Here is a 17850-nt window from a genome sequence, read left to right as displayed (position 1 = left end):
GTCACCGGCCCGCTGGGGCCAGCAGGGCCTCCAGCGCGCGCCCGGCCGCGATGAACCCGTCCGCCGAGCCGGTGCCGCGCTCCTGCTCGTGCGGGCGCAGCGCCAGGTGCGGCTCGATCGAGAGCGCGCCCTGGTAGCCGTGCTCGGTGAGCATCGCCAGGCATCCGGCCACATCGGCGTTGCCCGCGCCCGGGAGAGTCCACTCAGGACCGTTCGGGGTGGCGACGCCGTCCTTGATGTGCACGTGCGCGACGTGCTCGACCAGCGGCCGCAAGTAGTCCACGGCGGGGTAGCCGTAAGCGATCCCGTTGCCGGTGTCGAACAGCAGCCGCAGCGCCGGGCTGTCGGCCTCCTCCAGCATCCGCACCGCGCGCATGGCGTCCGACCCGGCCCACCCGGCGCAGTTCTCGTGCAGCAGCACCAGATCCGCCTGTTCGGCGCGCGCGGCCAGCTCCCGCATCCGGCGCAGCGCCCGGTGTTCCCACTCGTCGGGGTGCAGCCCGTCGTTCGGGTACGACATCACCCGCACGTACCGGGTGCCCAATCGCCCGCAGCGGTCGGCGAGCACCCGCAACTCCGCAAGGTCGAGCCCGAAGTCGCGGGTGATCGCGGTCGACCAGTCGCCGATGCGCGAGTCGACGCAGACCGTGCGCAGCCCCAACTCCGCGAGGGTGCCCGCGACCCGGTCGAACGCCTCGTCGGTCAGCTCCGCCAGCGCGACCCCGTCCACGGTGCGCAGCTCGATGGCCGACCACCCCAGCGCCGCGATCGCCGCCACCTGCTCGGCGAGCCCGGTCCCCGCCTCGTCGCCGATCCCGGCCAGCACGGTCACCGCTGCGCCCCCACCGGCGCGCGCAACCCGGCCCACCGCTTCGCCTCGGACAGGATGGTCACCACGGCGGCGCCGGTGGCTGGCTCGTCGGCGATCGGCTCGGCGCCGTCGAAGTGCCGGTACGCCATGGCCAGGAAGGCGGCGAGCGAGTCGTCGCGGAACACCGAGTCGACCTTGCCGCCGCGGGTCCGCACCGACAGCTGCGCGTACTCGTCCGCCGCGCTGATCGGGTAGTGCCCGACCAGCGTGCCGCCCTCGAGCTCAACGGTGACCCGCCGCTCGCGCACCGGGGAGGTCAGGTCGGCGCGGATGTCGGTGTGCACCCCGTCGGCGTGCCGCAGCCGCAGCCAGGCACTGCCCATCGCCGGGAACACCGCGTCGCCGAGCAGCATGTCCGCGCACCCCGCGCCGACGACCTCGGCCCGACCGGCGAGCGACAGCGCCACCGCGAGGGAGTGCGGCACCTCGACGTCGAAGGCGCTCGGGTGGTCGTCACCGGCGAGGGTGCGGGCGAAGCGGGGCTTGGACTGGGTGAACTCGATCGACTTGAGGTGCCCGAGGCGCCCCCCGGTCAGCACGCCCCGGATCCGGGCGGTGAGCTCGCTGCAGCGCCACTGCGCGACCGGCAGCAGGTCGAGGCCACCGTGGTCGCGCAGCCGCAGGATCTCGCGCAGCTCCACCTCGTCGGCGGCCAGCGGCTTCTCCACCAGGAACCGGCGGAACCCCAGGTCGGCCAGCTCGGTCAGCGGCCGCAACCGGGCGCTGGGACCGGTGCACAGGTGCACCACGGTCCGCGCCGGGTCGAGCAGCGTGGCCGCGTGCGCCAGCGAGTGCGCCACCGCGACGTCACCGAGGTCGGTCCCGTCGGCGCCGTCGGTTGGCGCGCGCCCCGGGTCGTAGACGGTGATCGGGGGACGGCCGAACGGCCTGCCGCCGCCGTGCCCGAGTTTGCGCAGCACCGGCAGGTGCAGGCCCGCGCCTGCCCGGCCGAGCCCGACCACGAGCGTGCCCAGCATGGGTGGCGTGCCTCCTCCTGGCTCCTGGAACGCGCCAACCCTGGTGTCCCCCACGCGGGTGTGTCAACGCGGACCCCCGACCGCCACACGACCGTGTGATCTTTTGTTTGTGTTGCCGCGCAAAGGATGTCGACCGCCTAGTTTGGACCCGATGCCGGGCCTGGGGCGGGTGTCGGGTCGCCAGTGGAGTCTGGCGCGGGTCGGCGGCGGACCAGCGGACGCGGGTACGCCGCGCAGGGACAAGTAGCGGGGACAGGCATGGAGCACGCCGCGGTAGTCGCGGACCGGGGGACGGCGGCCGCGCCCGCGGTCCCCTTCTTCACCCAGGCGGCGTCGTTCACCGCGCTGTGGCCGTCGATCAAGGACAACCTGGACGCGGTGGTCGACCGGGGCAAGTACTCGCACGGCCCGCTGGTCGAGCGCTTCGAGCGGGCGCTGGCCGAGCACCTGGGCGCCGGGCACGTGATCGGGGTCAACTCCGGCACCGACGCGCTGGTGCTGCTGCTGCGCGCGGCCGGGTTGCAGCCGGGCGACGAGGTGGTGGTGCCCGCGTTCAGCTTCGTCGCCTCGGCCTCGTCGGTGGTGCTCGCGGGTGGGACGCCGACCTTCGCCGACATCGACCCGGTGAGCTACGGCGTCGACCTGTCCAGCGCGGCGGTCACCGTGGCGACCCGGATGGTGATGCCGGTGCACCTGTTCTGCCAACTCGCCGACCTCGGCGCGGTGGCCGCGTTCGCCCAGCGGCACGCGCTCACCGTGGTCGAGGACAGCGCGGAGGCCATCGGGATGCGCTGGGACGGCAGGCACGCCGGTCTGCACGGCGCGGGCGGGGTGCTCTCGTTCTTCCCCACCAAGACCCTCGGCGCGCTCGGCGACGCGGGCGCGGTGATCACCGACGACGACCGGATCGCCGAGACCGCCGCCGCGTTGCGCCACCACGGCCGGTTCGGGCGCACCCTGGACAACTTCCCCGGCATCTCCACCGAGACCACGCTGCCCGGCCTCAACAGCAAGATGGACGACATCCAGGCGGCCGTCCTGCTGGCCAAGCTGGGCACCCTGGACGCCGACATCGCGCGGCGCGGCCGCCTCGCCGCGCTCTACACCGACGGCCTGCGCGGGTGCCCCGGCGTGCGCCGCCTGCCGACGGTCGTCGAGCGGGAGGTGGACACGAACCCGGTGTTCTACGTCTACCTGGTCGAGGTCGACCACCGCGACGCACTGGCGGCGTACCTGGCCGCGCACTCCGTCGGCACCGAGACGTACTACCCGGTGCCGCTGCACCTGCAGCCCTGCTTCGCCCACCTGGGCTACCGCCGCGGCCAGTTCCCGAACGCCGAGGCCGCCTGCGCGAACGCTTTGGCGCTACCGCTCTACCCCGACCTCACCGAGACCCAAGTGGACCGGGTGTGCTCGCTGGTCCGCGCCTTCTACGGCGGGGGTGGCGCGTGACGCTCCCGTTCTTCCCGCCGGACCTGTTCGACCACGAGCGGGATGTGGTCCTGGAGACGGTGTTCCGCATCGGGACCGCGCCGGGGCAGCGGTTCATCCTCGGCGACCGCACGGCGGCTTTCGAGCAGGCGCTGCGGTTGCAGATCGGCGCGGCGGACGTCGTCGCCTGCGGTAGCGGGACGACGGCGCTGACGTTGGTGCTGCGGGCGATGGGGGTCGGGCCGGGCGACGAGGTGGTGGTCCCCGCGTTCGGCTGCGCGCCGCTGGCGTCGTCGGTGATCTCGGTCGGGGCGACCCCGGTGTTCGCCGACGTGCACCCGTGGACGATGGTCGTGGAGCCCTACGAGGTCGAGGCCGCCATGTCCGGCCGGACCGCGGCGATCATGCCCGCGCACATGTTCTCCGTGATGGCCGACATGCCCACGATGCGCGAGTTGGCGATCCGGCACGGGGTGCGGCTGGTCGAGGACTCCGCGGTGGCGCAGGGCGGTGTGCTCGCCGGTCTGCCCGCTGGCCGCTGGGGCGACGCTGGCGTGTTCTCCTTCGTGCAGGTCAAGACGTTCGGCACGATCGGCGAGGGCGGGGCGGTGGTCACCGACGACCCCGAACTCGGGCGGATGGTGCGGATGCTGCGCAACCACGGCCAGGACGGGCACACCCGGTTCGTGCACCACGTGGTAGGCCACAACAGCCGGTTCGACGAGGTCATGGCCGACTTCCAACTGCACCGGATGCCCGGCCTCGGCGCGCGGTTGCGCCGCCGCGCCGAGATCGCCGACTACTACACCGAGCGGTTCGCCCCGCTGGTCGAGCGCGGCGTGCAGCCACCGCCGCCGGGGCGCGACGGCCGCTGCTTCTACGTGTACTCGCTGCTCGCCGACCGCCGCGACGACCTCAAGCGGCACCTGGCCACCCGCGGGGTCGGCAGCCACGTCTACTACCCGGCCCCGCTGCCCGCCCAGCCCGCGTTCGCCCCCTACGCCCGCCCCGGGCAGTACTGGCCGCACGCGGAACTGGCCAGCGCCCGCACCCTCGCCCTGCCCATCTACCCGCACCTGACCGACGCCCAGGTCGAACACATCGCCGACGCGGTCTGCGACTTCCCCGGGAGTCCCCGATGACCATGCCGCTCTCCCAAGGGCCGCTCGCCCCGGTCGACATCCGGCTGCGGCTGGGCGCCTACGCCAGACTGGCCAAGCTCGACGTCTGGGACTACTACCTGGCGCTGCCGCTGGCCTGGTCGCTGGCCGGGTTCCGCCCGTCGGCCCTGGTCCCGCTGCTGGTCTTCGGCCTCGGCACGGTCCTGGTCGTGGCCGGGTCGGTCGCCTTCGACGACGTCACCGGCTACCGCGACGGCAGCGACGCCGCCAACTACGGCCCGGACGCGCCCGCCCGCAAGTTGGCCAGGAAGCCGTTGCTCACCGGGGAACTGAGCGAGGCGGAGGCCATCCGGTTCGGTTGGCTGACCGCGGGTGCCGGAGCCGGGCTGTGGGTGCTCGCCTTCGCGGTGGCGCCGTTCGCTCCACTGTGGACTATTTTGGTCGCCGCGGTGTGCCTGGCCTCCTCGGTCCAGTACTCCTGGGGTCTCAAGATCAGCTACCGCGGCTGGCAGGAGGTGTTCCTGGTGGGCTTCGGCGCCGGGCTCGTCCTCGTCGGCACCGGCTTGAGCACCGGCGGGGTCACCGGGTTCGGCGCGGTCCAAGCTGTCCTCTTCGGACTCGGGCCGCTGCTGTTCGGCGTGTACTCCAACACCCGCGACGCCGAGGGCGACGCCGCCGTCGGGCGCCCCACGGTCGCCGCGGTCCTTGGTCCCCTGGGGAACAAGGCGTTCATCGCCGGTCTCACCGTCGCCGAGGTGTCCCTCGTGGTCACCGCGGCCGGTCTCGGCCCCGCGCCCTGGTGGTTCGGGCTGGCGATGCTGCCCGCCATGGGCGTGCGGGTCGCGCAACTGCGCCGCGGTGTCGGCCTCGGCGACCTGCTCGCCGCCCGGTCCTTCGGCCTGCGCGCCCACCGCAGCACCACCGCGACGCTGATCGCGGTCAACCTGATCCTCCTGGTTGGAGCCGGTTCGTGAGCCCAGATCTGGATGTCGCCGTCGTCGGAGCCGGGATCGCCGGCCTGGCCACCGCGTTCCGCCTGCGCGCGCAAGGCAGGTCCGTGCACGTCTTCGAGGCGGCCGAGGACATCGGCGGCCGCATGCGCACCGTGCACCGCGACGGGTTCATCGCCGACACCGGCGCCGAGATGATCGGCACCACCGGCTACCCGGCGACCTGGCGGCTGATCGACGACCTGCGGCTGTGCCACGACGACATCCCGCTGATCGGCGCGGACCTGGCCATGTGGCGCGACGACCGGGCGCACCGGCACGTCGGCGACCCGCGCGCGCTGCTCACCGGCGCCGGGCTCGGCGTCGCGGCCCGGCTCGACCTGATCGCCCTGCTCGGTGGCGCGGCGGCCCGGCGCAGGGCCTACGACGTGGACGCCCCCGAGGCGACCCCGCTGGGCACCCGCACCATCGCCGAGATCAGCCACGGCGACCTGCACGACTACCTGCTGCAACCGCTGGCGGGTGGCTACTTCGGTTGGGACACGGCCGAAGCGTGCGCGGGCCCGTTCGTCAGCCACCTGCTCGCCGTCGGCGCGACCAAGACCTTCCGCACCTACCGCGAGGGCATGGACACCCTGGCGCGGCGGCTGGCCGAGCAGGTCGAGGTCAGCACCGGGGTGCCGGTCCGCGAGGTCGCCACCACCGGCACCGGCGCCCGTCTGGTCGCCGACCGCACCCCGCTGACCGCGCGGACCGTCGTGCTCGCCGTGCCCGCCCCGGTCGCCGCCGACCTGCACCCGGGCGCCCCGGAGTACGTGCGGCTGTGCCGGTACCGCCCGATGATCAAGGTGGTCTGCCCGCTGTCGCGGCCGCTGGACGCGCTGCCCGGCTCGTTCGCGCTCGCCGTGCCCGAGGTGGAGAACGAGGTCCTCGCGGGTGTGGTGTTCGACGACCGCAAGCACCTCGGGCGGGTCCCCGCGGGCCGGGGCATGGTCAGCCTGGTGGTGAGCCCCGGCGCGGTGCGGGACCTGATCGGCGCGAGCGACGACGAGATCAGCCGGACCCTGGTCGCGCACGCCGAGCAGTACCTGCCCGGCCTCGCGCACGCGTTGCGCGACACCGCGGTCACCCGGTTCGAGCACGGCCTGCCGATGCCCACCGCCGCCGCGCTCGCCGCCCGCGCCGAGTTCGCCGACCGCGCGCCCGCGGCCGTCGAGTACGTGGGCGACTGGTACACCCTGCGCCCCAGCAGCGAGGCCGCGGTCCGGTCGGCCGAGCTGGTGGCCGAGCGGCTGTCGACCGCGGACTCCCCGGCGGTGGCCCGTGGCTGAGCAGGTTGTCTCCGGCCGCCCGGCGATCAGCTACGTCTTCGGCACCTCCTTCGCCCGCGAGCAGGAGCGGCTCTCGGTCGGCGAGCGGCTCTGGGACCCGGGCACGCGCAGTCGCTTGGCGGCGCTGGGGATCGGGCTGGGGACGCGGTGCCTGGAGGTCGGCGCCGGGCACGGTTCGATCGCGGGGTGGCTCGCCGAGCAGGGCGCTTGCGTCACGGCGGTGGACATCGACATCTCGCGCGCGTTGTGGCTGCGCCAGCACGGGATCGCCTTGCACGAGGCCGACATCCTGCGCGACGGGCTCCCCGGCGCGGGCTACGACGTGGTGCACGCGCGGCTGGTGGTGCAGCACCTGGCGGACCGCGAGTCCGCCGTGCGGCGGATGGTCGCCGCGCTGCGCCCCGGCGGGCACCTCGTGCTCGAGGACACCGATACGGCGACGACGTTGGCCACCGCGGACGGGGTGCTGCGGCCCAGGGTGCGCGACGCGGCGTACGCGGTGATGGCCGAGTCCGGCTACCACCCGCGCTGCGGCCTGCTCGACGTCGACCTCGCGCTGGCGGCCGGGCTGCTCGACGTGCGCGCCGAGGGGCGGGCCGAGGTGGTGACCGGCGGGACCCCGCAGGGGCGCTGGTTCGCGCTGTGGCTGGAGCACCTGCGCCCGGCGATGGTGGGCCGCGGCCTGGTCTCCGACGCCGAGGTGGCCGCCGCGCTGGCCGACCTCGCCGACCCCGGGGTGCGCTGGCTGTCCCAGGTGATGATCGCGGTGACCGGCCGGAAGGGCGGCGATGAGCAAGCCGCGTGACCTGGGCACCCTGTTCGACGAGCTGGTGACCCGCCGGACCCGCACCGTGGTCCGGCTCGCCCGGCCGCTGGACATCGCGCCCGACTTCGGCACCAGCTACGACGTCGCGGCGCTGGCCGCCCTGGTGCGCAACGCGGCCGGGTGGCTGCACACCGCCGGGGTGCGCCCCGGCGAGCGGGTGGCGATCGTCAAGCGCAACCACTGGGACTACGTGCTGCTGGCCTGCGCCGCGGTCCGGATCGGGGCCGTGCCAGCGCTGCTGTCGGACCAGCTGGCACCGCACGCGCTGGAGGTCCTGCTCGAGCGGCTCGACCCGGCCCTGCTGATCACCACCCGCGCGGTGCTGGACACGGCCCGCGCGCACGGCATCACGCTGATCTCGCGGGCGGCGCGCACGGTCACCCTGGAGGGCCGCTACCCGGACACCATCAACCTGGAGCGGCTCACCGGGCACGAGCCGCCCGCCCCGGTCACCCGCGACGACGACGAGCCGCTGCTGATCGTGCACACCTCGGGCACCACGGGCGTGCCGAAGCTGGTGGTGCACACCAACCGCACGCTGGTGCTGGGCCTGGCGGGCGGCGAGTGCACCCGGCTGCCGATCGTGTCGGCCCGCAAGCGGGACACGGTCTGCTCGGCGATCGCGTTCAGCCACGGGCGCGCGGTGCCGTGGACGGTCAGCGCCCTGTGGCTGGCCCCGCGCGAAATCCTGATCGTCGACACCGCCGACGAAGCCGAGCCCCTGCTGCGCGCCCACCCGCCGACGACCCTGGAGGCGCTGCCGTCCACGTTCGTCCGCTGGCGCCCCCTGCTCGAACGCCCCGACCACCCGCTGCGCGACGTCCGGGTGTTCGTCAGCACCTTCGACGCGGTCCACCCGCCGACGGTCCGCGCGTTCCTGCACGGCACCCGCAGGCGCCCGCTGTGGGTGCAGGTCTGGGGCCAGAGCGAGACCGGCCCGCTCACCTTCCGCTTCCTCACCCGCCGCTCCCTGTCCCGCCGCGACGCCCGCCACCCCACCACCCGCAACCTCGGCCGCCCGGCACCGGGACGGACGCGCCTGCGCGTGGTCGACCCGAACACGTTCTTGCCGGTGCCGCGGGGAACTCCCGGGCTGGTACTGGTTGATTCCGCGACCCAGTGCGTTGATTACGTGGGTGAGCACTCGCGGTGGTCGGCGAAGACCGATGGCGAGTGGTGGAACACCGGGGACGTCGGGATGCGCACCCGGTGGGGGGCGTACTTGATGCTGGACCGGGAGGTGGATGTCCTTCCCGGGGCCAGTTGTGTGGAGCTGGAGGACGTGCTCGAGGAACGGGTACCCAACGTGGTGGAGTGCGTGGTGCTGGGGACGCCGGGGAAGTTGCCGCAGCCGGTGGTGGTGACGCGGGACGGGGTCCTGGACCCGGTGTTGTGGCGTAGTGCGCTGCGTGATCTGCCTGCGTTGGCGGAGCCGGTGGTGTTGGCGTGGGAGCAGATTCCGCGGACGGGGACGGGGAAGGTCCGGCGGATGGAGTTGAGGGCGGTGTTGAGGGCGGGGCAGGATACGTTTGGCAGTGGTCGGTGGACTTGATGTAGGCGGGGGCTGGGGTCGGCTCGCCTGCGGCGTCGCGACCCAGAACGGTCGGCCTCGTCGCCTAGCGGCGACCTCGGCCACCGGATCGGACGCCTCGTTGCCTGGCGGCAACATCGGGCCCGATCCGCGATTTTCGAGCTTTGCTCGATGGGGTGGACCTGTTTTGCGCGGGGCCCCTACGACACCCGTGGCAGAACCGCAAAGCAGGGGCCCAAAAGCAGGCCCTGCCGCGCGGAAACGCTACGGGTGCCGTCCCCCCCACACAAAACAGGTCCACCCCATCGAGCAGTTGGCACCAGCGAGTCCGACTGTCCAGGCGCTGGGAAGGTGGGCTGACGAGAGCGGGCTGGGATGGCACCGGCCGTTCCGAGTGTCCAGGGGCTGGGTAGGTGGGCTGGGGCCGGTCCTGACGGCAGCTGGGCTGGCACCGCCGGGTCCGACTGTCCAGGGTTGACCAGGTGAAATAGGGCAGCTACGCGAGATCGCGCGTTATCGAAACACATATGCCCGCAGACTCGACTGCATACATATCAACTCGATACGCATCAAGTCGCCCGTCTGTCTTCTGCTCTGCTTCTCACTCCCCTTAGCGGGGGAGCTTGCGCCATAGCCGGCGAGGGAGAAGGCGCATGCAGAAGAAGACGGGGCGCAGGATTGCGGGGACCCAGACCTCTCCTCGTCCCTTGCGCAGCGCCCGGACTGTGGCGGCGGCGACTTGGGGTGGGGTTGAGGAGAACGGGGCGGGGGGCATGCCGTCGGTCATGCGGCCGATTACGAAGCCGGGGCGGACCAGGAGTAGGCGGGCGCCGGAGCCTGCTAGGGCGTCGGACAGGCCGCTGGCGAAGCCGTCCAGGCCTGCTTTGGCTGAGCCGTATACGTAGTTGGCTCGGCGGACTCGGACTCCCGCCACGGAGGAGAAGACGATGAGGGTGCCGGAGTTCTGGGCTCGGAGCAGGGTCGCCAGGTGTGTCAAGACGGATACGTGGGCGACGTAGTCGGTGTGGATTATGGAGAGGGCGTGGGCCGCGTCGGTCTCGGCGCGGGATTGGTCGCCGAGGATGCCGAAGGACACGATGACCGTGTCGATCGGACCGTGGGTGTCGACGATGCCCTGAACGAACGACTGGTGGGTGGTGAGGTCGTCCGCGTCGAACTCGAGGGGGTGGACGGCGGTGGCGCCCACGGCGGTCAGGGCGGCGCGTTGGTGATCAAGATCACCGGACCTCCTGGCGGCCAGGACCAGGGTTCGGCCGGGCGCGAGCAGGCGCGCCACCTCTAGTCCGATCTCGCTGCGCCCGCCGAGGACGACCACCACACCGCTCATCCCACCAGTGTGCCGCGCTCACGCTACGTCCATCCGAGGTATCCCTGCGTCACGTCCGGCCCAATCGGGCGCAAGATCGAGTGATCGAGCCCCGACATGACTACTCGCGGTCTGCCTTATCGCTGAATCCGGTCGGTTCTCTTGGGTTATAACCAGCCGATTCGGGGACTGTACTGTCACGAATTCGCGGTGCTAGCTTCAACGCCGTCGACAATGGCGAAGCGACGTTCGAGGCGGACACCGGGGCCCTCACCAGTGCGAACATGAAAGTGAGGTGCTTTCCGCCATCGCGGTTTTTCGGTGTCGCCCGCATTGTCCCACGCGACCTTCCCTTTCCAGGATGAGCGATTGGCGGTAGCACCGTGACCGAGACCCTGCGCCCTGTCGGCGGCGAAGCGCCCCCGCAGCAGAGCCTCACCACCGAGGCGGCGCGCAACCTCGCGACCACCACCAAGTCCGTCCCGCAGATGCAGGAGATCACCTCCCGCTGGCTGCTGCGGGTCCTGCCGTGGACCCACGTCGGGGGCGGCACCTACCGGGTCAACCAGCGCCGCAGCTACGTCGTCGGCGACGGGCGGATCGCGATCGACTACGTCGTCGGGGACGGGCGGATCACCGTCAACCGGGCCGACGCCCAGCCCCGGGTGGTCTCCGGGGACCTGCGCGAACTGTCCTTCCTGCGCGACTTCGACGACGAGGAGGCGCTGACCGCGCTGGCCGGGCTGTTCCGGCAGGAGGACTACGCCGCGGGCGACACGCTCGTCGAGTGGGGGCACGCGGCCGACCGGTTCCTGGTCATCGCGCACGGCCGGGTCGAGCAGCGCGCCGAGGGCCAGTACGGCGACGAGACCGTGGTCGGCGTGGTCACCGACGGCGAGTACTTCGACCAGTGGGGCCTGCTGCAGGAGAAGATCTGGGACTTCACCGCCAAGGCCGCCACCGCGGTCACCGTGCTCTCCCTGCGCCGCAACGAGTTCCAGGACCTCCTCGAGCGGGTGCCGACGCTGCGCGCGCACGTCGAGGCGTACCTGGCCAGCGGCGCGCACGAGCAGGACGGCGAGGTCCCGATCAACCTCGCCGCGGGCCACACCGGCGAGGTCGAGCTGCCGGAGACCTTTGTGGACTACGAGGTCTCGCCGCGCGAGTACGAGCTCTCGGTCGCGCAGACCGTGCTCAAGGTGCACACCCGGGTGGCCGACCTCTACAACCAGCCGATGGACCAGGTCGAGCAGCAGCTGCGGCTGACCATCGAGGCGCTGCGCGAGCGCCAGGAGCACGAGCTCATCAACAACCGCGAGTTCGGCCTGCTGCACAACGCCGACCCGCGCCAGCGGGTGCACGCGCGCACCGGCGCGCCCACCCCCGACGACCTCGACGAGCTGCTGGCGAAGGTGTGGAAGGACCCCTCGGTCATCCTCGCCCACCCCAAGGCGATCGCCGCGTTCGGCCGCGAGTGCAGCAAGCGCGGGATCTACCCGGCCTCGGTGGAGATCGGCGGGCACCACGTGCCGTCCTGGCGCGGGGTCCCGGTGCTGCCGTGCAGCAAGATCCCGATCAGCGACACCCGGACCACCTCGATCATCGTGCTGCGCACCGGTGAGGACAACCAGGGCGTCATCGGCCTGCACCAGACCGGGCTGCCCGACGAGTACGAGCCGGGCCTGTCGGTGCGGTTCATGGGGATCAACGACAAGGCGATCCTGTCCTACCTGGTCACCGCGTACTACTCGGCCGCGGTGCTGGTGCCCGACGCGCTGGCCGTGCTCGACGACGTCCAGATCGGTCTCTAACCCCCTCGTGGTGCCCCGCGTCCGCGCGGGGCACCACGTCCACCCACTCCTTCACCCACTCCTTCACCCACAAAGTTCCACCCACCACCGGGGGTCATCGGCGTGACCGAGCTACTCGACACCGCTTCCGAGCAGGACCAGCAGAGCCTGAGCACCAAGGCGGCGCGCAACCTCGCGACCACCACCAAGTCCGTCCCGCAGATGCAGGAGATCAGCCCGCGCTGGCTGCTGCGGATGCTGCCGTGGGTCGAGGCCCAGGGCGCGGTGTACCGGGTCAACCGCAGGCTCAGCTACACCCTGGGCGACGGCCGGGTCACCTTCACCAACACCGGCGCCGACGTCGACATCGTGCCGACCGAGCTGCGCGAGCTGGCCCTGCTGCGCGGCCTCGCCGACGTCGGCGCGCTCACCGAGCTGGCGAACCGGTTCACCCAGCGCGAGTTCAGCGCGGGCGACACGATCGTCGAGCGCGGGCGCCCGGCCGACGCGGTGCACCTGATCGCGCACGGCAAGGTCACCACCTACACCGAGGGCCACTTCGGCGACGAGGCCGTGCTCGCGGTCCTGGCCGACGGCGAGTTCTTCGGCGACCGCGGGCTCATCGACGCCGACGCCACCTGGGACTTCACCGCCAAGGCCAGCACCGCGTGCATCGTGATGTCGCTGTCGCGCTCGGAGTTCCTGTCACTGCAGGAGCGCTCGGCCGCGTTGCGCCAGCACGTGGACGAGTTCCGGGCGAGCCCGCCCAACCGGACGAACAAGCACGGCGAGGCCGAGATCGCCATGTCCTCCGGGCACTCCGGCGAGCACGAGCTGCCCGGCACCTTCGTCGACTACGAGGGCAGCCCGCGCGAGTACGAGCTGTCCGTCGCGCAGACCATGCTCAAGATCCACACCCGGGTGGCCGACCTCTACAACCAGCCGATGGACCAGGTCGAGCAGCAGCTGCGGCTGACCATCCACGCGCTGCGCGAGCGCCAGGAGCACGAGCTCATCAACAACCGGGACTTCGGCTTCCTGCACAACGCCGACCTGCGCCAGCGGCTGCACACCCGCGAGGGCGCGCCGACCCCGGACGACCTCGACGAGCTGCTGGCGCGGCGGCGCAGGTCGAACTTCTTCCTGGCCCACCCCAGGGCGATCGCCGCGTTCGGCCGCGAGTGCACCAAGCGCGGCCTGTACCCGCCGACGACCGAGGTGCACGGCAAGCAGGTGCAGTCCTGGCGCGGGGTGCCGCTGCTGCCGTGCGACAAGATCCCGGTGAGCGACACCGGGATCACCTCGATCATCGTGCTGCGCACCGGCGAGTCCGACCAGGGCGTGATCGGCCTGCACCAGACCGGGATCCCGGACGAGTACGAGCCGGGCCTGTCGGTGCGGTTCACCGGGATCAACGACAAGGCGATCATGTCGTACCTGGTCAGCACCTACTACAGCGCCGCGGTGCTGGTCCCGGACGCGCTCGGCGTGCTGGAGAACGTCCAAATCGGACTGTGAGATGAACCCGGTGGCCCGTGCTCCGCGCGCGGGCCACCGCTTGCTCCCCCGCGGGCACGACCGCCCGTCCCCTCCCGTTGAATCGAGGACCGGCCCGTGTCCACCAACCCCACCGTCCACGTCCCAGGCACCCGCCGCCCCGCCGGTCACCGGTCGGCCAGGGAGGTCCTGTCGCACAGCCGCGCCGTGCTGGCCCCGGCCCTGCGCGCCGCGGTGGACTCGCTGCCCGAGGCGATGCGGCACATCTCCGGCTACCACTTCGGCTGGTGGGACGAGCTCGGCAGGCCGACCGAGGCCGACGCGGGCAAGGCGATCCGCCCCGCCCTGGTCCTGACCGCCGCCGAGGCCGTTGGCGGGTCACCCACCGAGGCCCTGCCCGCGGCCGTCGCCGTCGAACTGGTGCACAACTTCACCCTCCTGCACGACGACGTGATGGACGGTGACCGCACCCGCCGCCACCGCCCGACCGCGTGGACGGTCTTCGGTCTGGGCCCCGCGATCCTCGCAGGCGACGCCCTGCTGACCCTCGCCTTCGACGTGCTGGCCGCGAGCGACCACCCGCGCGCACAGCCCGCCGCCCGCGTGCTGTCCGCCGGTGTCCTCGCGGTGCAGGAGGGGCAGGCCGCGGACCTGGCTTTCGAGCAGCGCGCGGACGTGACGCTGGCGGAGTGCCTGCGGATGGCCGAGGGCAAGACCGGGGCACTGCTGGCCTGCTCCACGACGCTCGGTGCGCTCTTGGGGGGCGCGGCGCCGAGTCAGGTGGACCAGTTCCGGTCGTTCGGGGAGCGGCTGGGGGTGGCGTTCCAGTTGGTGGACGACCTGCTGGGGATCTGGGGAAACCCGACGGCCACCGGGAAGCCGGTGTACTCGGACCTGGAGAACCGCAAGAAGTCGCTGCCGGTGGTGGCCGCGCTGACCACGGACACCCCGGCGGCGCGGGAGTTGCGGGAGCTGTACGCGGGGACCGAGGCGCTGACGGCCGCGGAGCTGGTGCGCGCCGCAGACCTGGTCGAGTCGGCGGGGGGCCGGGCTTGGGCCAGGACGCGCGCGGGTGAGCTGTTGGGGGACGCGGTGGACCACCTGGCGGCGGCGTTGCCGGGGGAACGCGCGGAGGCGGAGCTGCGGGCCATCGCGGACTTGATCATCTTGCGTGATCACTGAGGGAGTGTGGTCGACGCGGGTCTTGCCTGGGGGCTGACTTGACGTGCGGTTGGGGTGAGGTGTGCGGGGCCTGCTTGAAGTGCGGTTGAGCGGGGACTGTTTCAGGTGCCGGTTGGGTGGGCTCCACAAGTTAGGTGCGGCTGGGTGGGTGGGGCTTGAGAGGCCCGCTTGACGTGGTTTCGGGTGGGGGTGCTCGATGCGGTGGATTTGTTTTGCGCGGGGCCCCTACAACACCCGTGCTGGGCTCAAAGCTGGGGGCCAAGGGACGGCCCAGCAGCCGCCGAACGAGGCTACGGGTGTTGTCCCCCCGCGCAAAACAAATCCACCGCATCGAGCAGAGTTAGTGGGTTGGTGTTGTTGGAGGTCAGCTCAACGACAATGTCGCGCTTCGCGCGGATGGGCGGCCGAGGCACCAACGGGCCAGCGGATGCCTTCAGCCGCCGGGGCGGGGGAGGGCGCCGGTTTTGATGACGCTGGTCAGGACTGACTCTATGCCGGTGTGCAGGATCGCGGCGCGGACCATGCGGTAGCCGTCGCCGTAGATGGGGTCGCGGTTGGCTTCCATGGAGGCTCGTAGGCGGGTGGCCATGGGGGTGCCTTGTTTCTTCAGCCAGGCGCCCGCGAACACCTCGCACACGCCTTCCTCCAGCGGCAGCGGGAGCGGGCCCGACTTGCGCTCGGCGAGCCAGGCGTGGCCGAGTTCGTGGGCCAGGGTCGCGCCGAAGTGGATGGGGGTCAGGCCCGCCGCGATCTCGATGGACACCGCGGCGTAGCCCGCGGGGCCCCACTGCTGGTGGGTGATGCCGAGGACGCCGTCACGGCCGGTGGTCTCCACTGACAGCGGTCCGTGGCCCGCGAGGGTGACCCGCACGCGGCGGGTCAGCTCGATGCCGAGTGCGGCCATGGCGGCGCGGACCTCGGGGATCTGGCCGCGGGCGTCCTCTTGGGTCTCGATCGCGCCGAGTGCGCAGCGCGGGCACCGCGCGGCGGCTCCCCACCTGCTCCACCCGGGCGCGCGCGGGTCGGGCGCCGGCCTGCCGCAGAGGGTGCACCGGGCCGCGACCGGGTGGGACGCGCAGGTCGCCTCCTCGTGCATGGACAACTCGTACGTGCCTAACGGCTCACCACCGCACACCGTGCAGGCAAGCGTCACCTGGCCACCTCGATCCACGTTCCGCCGGGTCCACGCCGCCACGCCGAGGTGGTCGACCCCGGCACGGGCGCGGAGACCCCGGCCAGGACCCGGTCAAAATAGCGGCCCCAGGTCTGGGCGGAGGGCCGCGCTGCCGCGTCGCGGCCCAGCGCGGCGGCGAGCAGGCCGCGCCCCTCGCGGTCCAGCACATCCGCCGCCCTGCTGAGGTCGCGCGAGACCGACCCGCCCGCGCCGGGGGCGAGGCAGCGCAGCACGACCAGGCCGAGCTTGTACAGGTCGGTCGCCTGGCTGGGCAGCCGCTCCGGTGCCTCCCAGTCGGGCATGTCGAGCTGGGCGACCACGGCCGCCGAGCCGCGCACCCGCACCGCGTCGCAGTCGACCAGCATCGCGGTCGGCCGCTGGTCGAGCCGGAACACCGCGTTGGTCGGGTTGATGTCGCCGATGACGATGTCCAGCTTGTGCAGCAGGTGCACCGCGGCGGCGAAGTCGCGGCACACCAGCGCCCGCTGCGCCGTGGTCGGCGCGGGCATGCCCAGCCTGCTGGCCCGCGCCGGGTCGATCAGCAGGAACTGCAGCTCCCGCAGCGAGCGCACGGCGTCCCCGCCGGGCAGCACCCGGTCCTGGAAGAAGGAGTCCGGGATGAGCCGCACGAGGACGCCGTGCACCCCCGCGTCGTCGGCGACGACCCGCAGCGGCCAGGCGGTGAGGCTGTCCAGCCGGGCGCGGGTGGCCGGGTCGAGCCGCAGCCTGCGGGCGACGAGCTGGTCCAGCCCGCCGGGCGGGCTGTGGCCGGGGCGGTACTTCTTGTAGACGACCGACGGCACGTCCGGGAACCCCACCGCGGGGGCGAGGTAGACCTGCGCCTGGCCCCCCTTGCCGATCATCGGGCCGAGCCGCCCGAGCGACGACGGTGAGACCGTGGTGCTCATCCTCGCGCGGGCCACACGGCGACGACCGTCCGGTCGTCGTCGTAGGTCTTGCGGGCGAACCCGACCTGGGCGGTGAACTCCAGCTCGTGCGGGGGTGTCCGCCACAGCTGCGCGAGCCGGGCCCCGACCTCGCCGGTGCCGTGGCCGAGCGGGTCCCCCACGCCGTCGGTCATCACGACCAGCGCCTCACCGGGGCGGACCCACCCCGCCGCCCGCACCGGTTCGGCGGGCAGTGGGAGCGCGTGCGTCGCGGAGCTGTGCAGGTCGGCGCCGTCGTTCTTCACCGGTTGGGTGGGCTGCCAACCGCCGTCGCCGAGCACCCAGACGGAGGTGTCGCCGACGGTGCCCATGACCACCCGGTGCCCGCTGTCGAACGGGATGAGGTCGAGCACCGCGAACGACACCGTCGTGGCCATGGTCGCGGCGATCTCGGGCAGCGTCCGGGAGTTGGCGTCGGCGACCCCGCGGTCGAACAGGTCGTCGCGGCAGTCGCGCTCGACGTCGGCGGCCAGGTCGCGGAAGAACGGGGCCCACTCGACCGCGGCTTGGTCCGCGCCGGTGAGCAGCGCGTTCAGCCGCCTGATCCCCCGGTTGACGGCGGTGTCGGCGGCGACGTGCGACAGCGCCCCGGCGGACAGCCCGTCGGCGACGGCGACGACGAGGTAGCGGCCGTCGCCGGTGACCCGCACGCCGTAGGCGTCCTGGCGGACCTTGGCGTACGCGCGGTGCGACAACCCGCGCACGCTCGCAGCCCGCACGTATGCCAGCGCGGCGCCGTTCGGGCTGTCCACTTGGAACCCGTCGAGCACGGTGTCCTTGCGGCCCCACAGGTCGGCGCTCGGCCGGGGCACCACCAGCGCCGCCGCGCGACCGGGCTCACCGATGACGTAGCGCGGGACGCACTGCTGCGTCATGTCCTCTGCAGACATCCCGG

Annotated in this window: 15 protein-coding genes; 9 read left to right on the top strand and 6 right to left on the bottom strand. The window is 72.6% G+C overall.

From position 1 onward, the window contains the following. Position 1: 1 nt before the first annotated feature. Together LV75_RS05920 and LV75_RS05915 are read right to left on the bottom strand one after the other, a co-directional pair. Positions 2 to 832 (bottom strand): sugar phosphate isomerase/epimerase family protein, encoded by an 831-nt coding sequence (locus tag LV75_RS05920; RefSeq protein WP_253885629.1) that lies wholly within the window; start codon positions 830 to 832, stop codon positions 2 to 4. Further along, entirely contained in the window at positions 829 to 1848 is a 1020-nt protein-coding gene (locus LV75_RS05915; protein WP_253885628.1) for a Gfo/Idh/MocA family oxidoreductase, read from the bottom strand. The genes LV75_RS05920 and LV75_RS05915 overlap by 4 nt, the downstream gene beginning before the upstream one ends. A 258-nt stretch (positions 1849 to 2106) precedes the next feature. Between LV75_RS05915 and LV75_RS05910 the strand changes: the two genes are divergently transcribed. Genes LV75_RS05910 through LV75_RS05885 form a run of 6 tightly spaced genes read left to right on the top strand, consistent with a single transcriptional unit; the run spans position 2107 to position 9059 of the window. Further along, positions 2107 to 3300 carry a DegT/DnrJ/EryC1/StrS family aminotransferase gene (locus tag LV75_RS05910; RefSeq protein WP_253885627.1) on the top strand — a complete coding sequence of 398 codons (1194 nt, stop codon included), beginning with the start codon at positions 2107 to 2109 and terminating at the stop codon, positions 3298 to 3300. Then, the gene (locus tag LV75_RS05905) at positions 3297 to 4421 is read left to right on the top strand and encodes a DegT/DnrJ/EryC1/StrS family aminotransferase (RefSeq protein WP_253885626.1); all 1125 of its coding nucleotides are present in this window, start codon (positions 3297 to 3299) and stop codon (positions 4419 to 4421) included. Before LV75_RS05910 ends, LV75_RS05905 begins: the two co-directional genes overlap by 4 nt. Continuing rightward, positions 4418 to 5374, top strand: a complete 957-nt coding sequence (locus LV75_RS05900; protein ID WP_253885625.1) for a UbiA family prenyltransferase — start codon at positions 4418 to 4420, stop codon at positions 5372 to 5374. The genes LV75_RS05905 and LV75_RS05900 overlap by 4 nt, the downstream gene beginning before the upstream one ends. Next, on the top strand, positions 5371 to 6681 hold the full coding sequence (locus LV75_RS05895; protein WP_253885624.1) for a protoporphyrinogen/coproporphyrinogen oxidase: 1311 nt from the start codon (positions 5371 to 5373) through the stop codon (positions 6679 to 6681). The genes LV75_RS05900 and LV75_RS05895 overlap by 4 nt, the downstream gene beginning before the upstream one ends. After that, entirely contained in the window at positions 6674 to 7486 is an 813-nt protein-coding gene (locus tag LV75_RS05890; protein WP_253885623.1) for a class I SAM-dependent methyltransferase, read from the top strand. The genes LV75_RS05895 and LV75_RS05890 overlap by 8 nt, the downstream gene beginning before the upstream one ends. After that, entirely contained in the window at positions 7470 to 9059 is a 1590-nt protein-coding gene (locus tag LV75_RS05885; RefSeq protein ID WP_253885622.1) for a class I adenylate-forming enzyme family protein, read from the top strand. The genes LV75_RS05890 and LV75_RS05885 overlap by 17 nt, the downstream gene beginning before the upstream one ends. A gap of 589 nt (positions 9060 to 9648) precedes the next feature. Here the strand turns inward: LV75_RS05885 and dprE2 are convergent. Next, a complete protein-coding gene (dprE2, locus tag LV75_RS05880; RefSeq protein ID WP_253885621.1) occupies positions 9649 to 10386 on the bottom strand; it encodes a decaprenylphospho-beta-D-erythro-pentofuranosid-2-ulose 2-reductase in 738 nt (245 codons plus the stop codon). Between the two features lie 362 nt (positions 10387 to 10748). On the opposite strand from dprE2, the gene LV75_RS05875 reads away from it, so the two are divergent. The 3 genes from LV75_RS05875 to LV75_RS05865 all read left to right on the top strand — a co-directional run bounded on the left by LV75_RS05875 (position 10749) and on the right by LV75_RS05865 (position 14834). Then, positions 10749 to 12176 carry a family 2B encapsulin nanocompartment shell protein gene (locus LV75_RS05875; protein ID WP_253885620.1) on the top strand — a complete coding sequence of 476 codons (1428 nt, stop codon included), beginning with the start codon at positions 10749 to 10751 and terminating at the stop codon, positions 12174 to 12176. A 102-nt stretch (positions 12177 to 12278) separates the two neighbouring features. Next, positions 12279 to 13673, top strand: coding sequence for a family 2B encapsulin nanocompartment shell protein (locus tag LV75_RS05870; protein WP_253885619.1), 1395 nt, complete (start codon positions 12279 to 12281; stop codon positions 13671 to 13673). Positions 13674 to 13769: 96 nt separating this feature from the next. Continuing rightward, positions 13770 to 14834 carry a family 2 encapsulin nanocompartment cargo protein polyprenyl transferase gene (locus LV75_RS05865; protein ID WP_253885618.1) on the top strand — a complete coding sequence of 355 codons (1065 nt, stop codon included), beginning with the start codon at positions 13770 to 13772 and terminating at the stop codon, positions 14832 to 14834. Between the two features lie 433 nt (positions 14835 to 15267). On the opposite strand, the gene LV75_RS05860 is transcribed toward LV75_RS05865, so the two are convergent. Genes LV75_RS05860 through LV75_RS05850 form a run of 3 tightly spaced genes read right to left on the bottom strand, consistent with a single transcriptional unit; the run spans position 15268 to position 17845 of the window. Continuing rightward, positions 15268 to 15987, bottom strand: a complete 720-nt coding sequence (locus LV75_RS05860; RefSeq protein ID WP_253885617.1) for a protein DA1 — start codon at positions 15985 to 15987, stop codon at positions 15268 to 15270. After that, positions 15984 to 16916 carry a serine/threonine protein kinase gene (locus LV75_RS05855; RefSeq protein WP_253885616.1) on the bottom strand — a complete coding sequence of 311 codons (933 nt, stop codon included), beginning with the start codon at positions 16914 to 16916 and terminating at the stop codon, positions 15984 to 15986. The genes LV75_RS05860 and LV75_RS05855 overlap by 4 nt, the downstream gene beginning before the upstream one ends. Then, positions 16913 to 17845, bottom strand: a complete 933-nt coding sequence (locus LV75_RS05850; protein WP_253885615.1) for a protein phosphatase 2C domain-containing protein — start codon at positions 17843 to 17845, stop codon at positions 16913 to 16915. Before LV75_RS05850 ends, LV75_RS05855 begins: the two co-directional genes overlap by 4 nt. Positions 17846 to 17850: the final 5 nt, after the last annotated feature.

The sequence above is a fragment of the Actinokineospora diospyrosa genome (assembly GCF_024171925.1).
Classification (GTDB): Bacteria; Actinomycetota; Actinomycetes; order Mycobacteriales; family Pseudonocardiaceae; genus Actinokineospora; species Actinokineospora diospyrosa.
Note: the sequence above shows the minus strand (reverse complement) of the source record. Positions and strands in the feature narration are given on the sequence as shown.

Excerpts from the sequence above, each read along its gene's own strand:
- LV75_RS05910 (WP_253885627.1), top strand. The coding sequence starts at position 2,107 with ATGGAGCACGCCGCGGTAGTCGCGGACCGGGGGACGGCGGCCGCGCCC.
- LV75_RS05915 (WP_253885628.1), bottom strand. The coding sequence starts at position 1,848 with ATGCTGGGCACGCTCGTGGTCGGGCTCGGCCGGGCAGGCGCGGGCCTG.
- dprE2 (WP_253885621.1), bottom strand. The coding sequence starts at position 10,386 with ATGAGCGGTGTGGTGGTCGTCCTCGGCGGGCGCAGCGAGATCGGACTA.
- LV75_RS05900 (WP_253885625.1), top strand. The coding sequence starts at position 4,418 with ATGACCATGCCGCTCTCCCAAGGGCCGCTCGCCCCGGTCGACATCCGG.
- LV75_RS05885 (WP_253885622.1), top strand. The coding sequence starts at position 7,470 with ATGAGCAAGCCGCGTGACCTGGGCACCCTGTTCGACGAGCTGGTGACC.
- LV75_RS05855 (WP_253885616.1), bottom strand. The coding sequence starts at position 16,916 with ATGAGCACCACGGTCTCACCGTCGTCGCTCGGGCGGCTCGGCCCGATG.
- LV75_RS05850 (WP_253885615.1), bottom strand. The coding sequence starts at position 17,845 with ATGTCTGCAGAGGACATGACGCAGCAGTGCGTCCCGCGCTACGTCATC.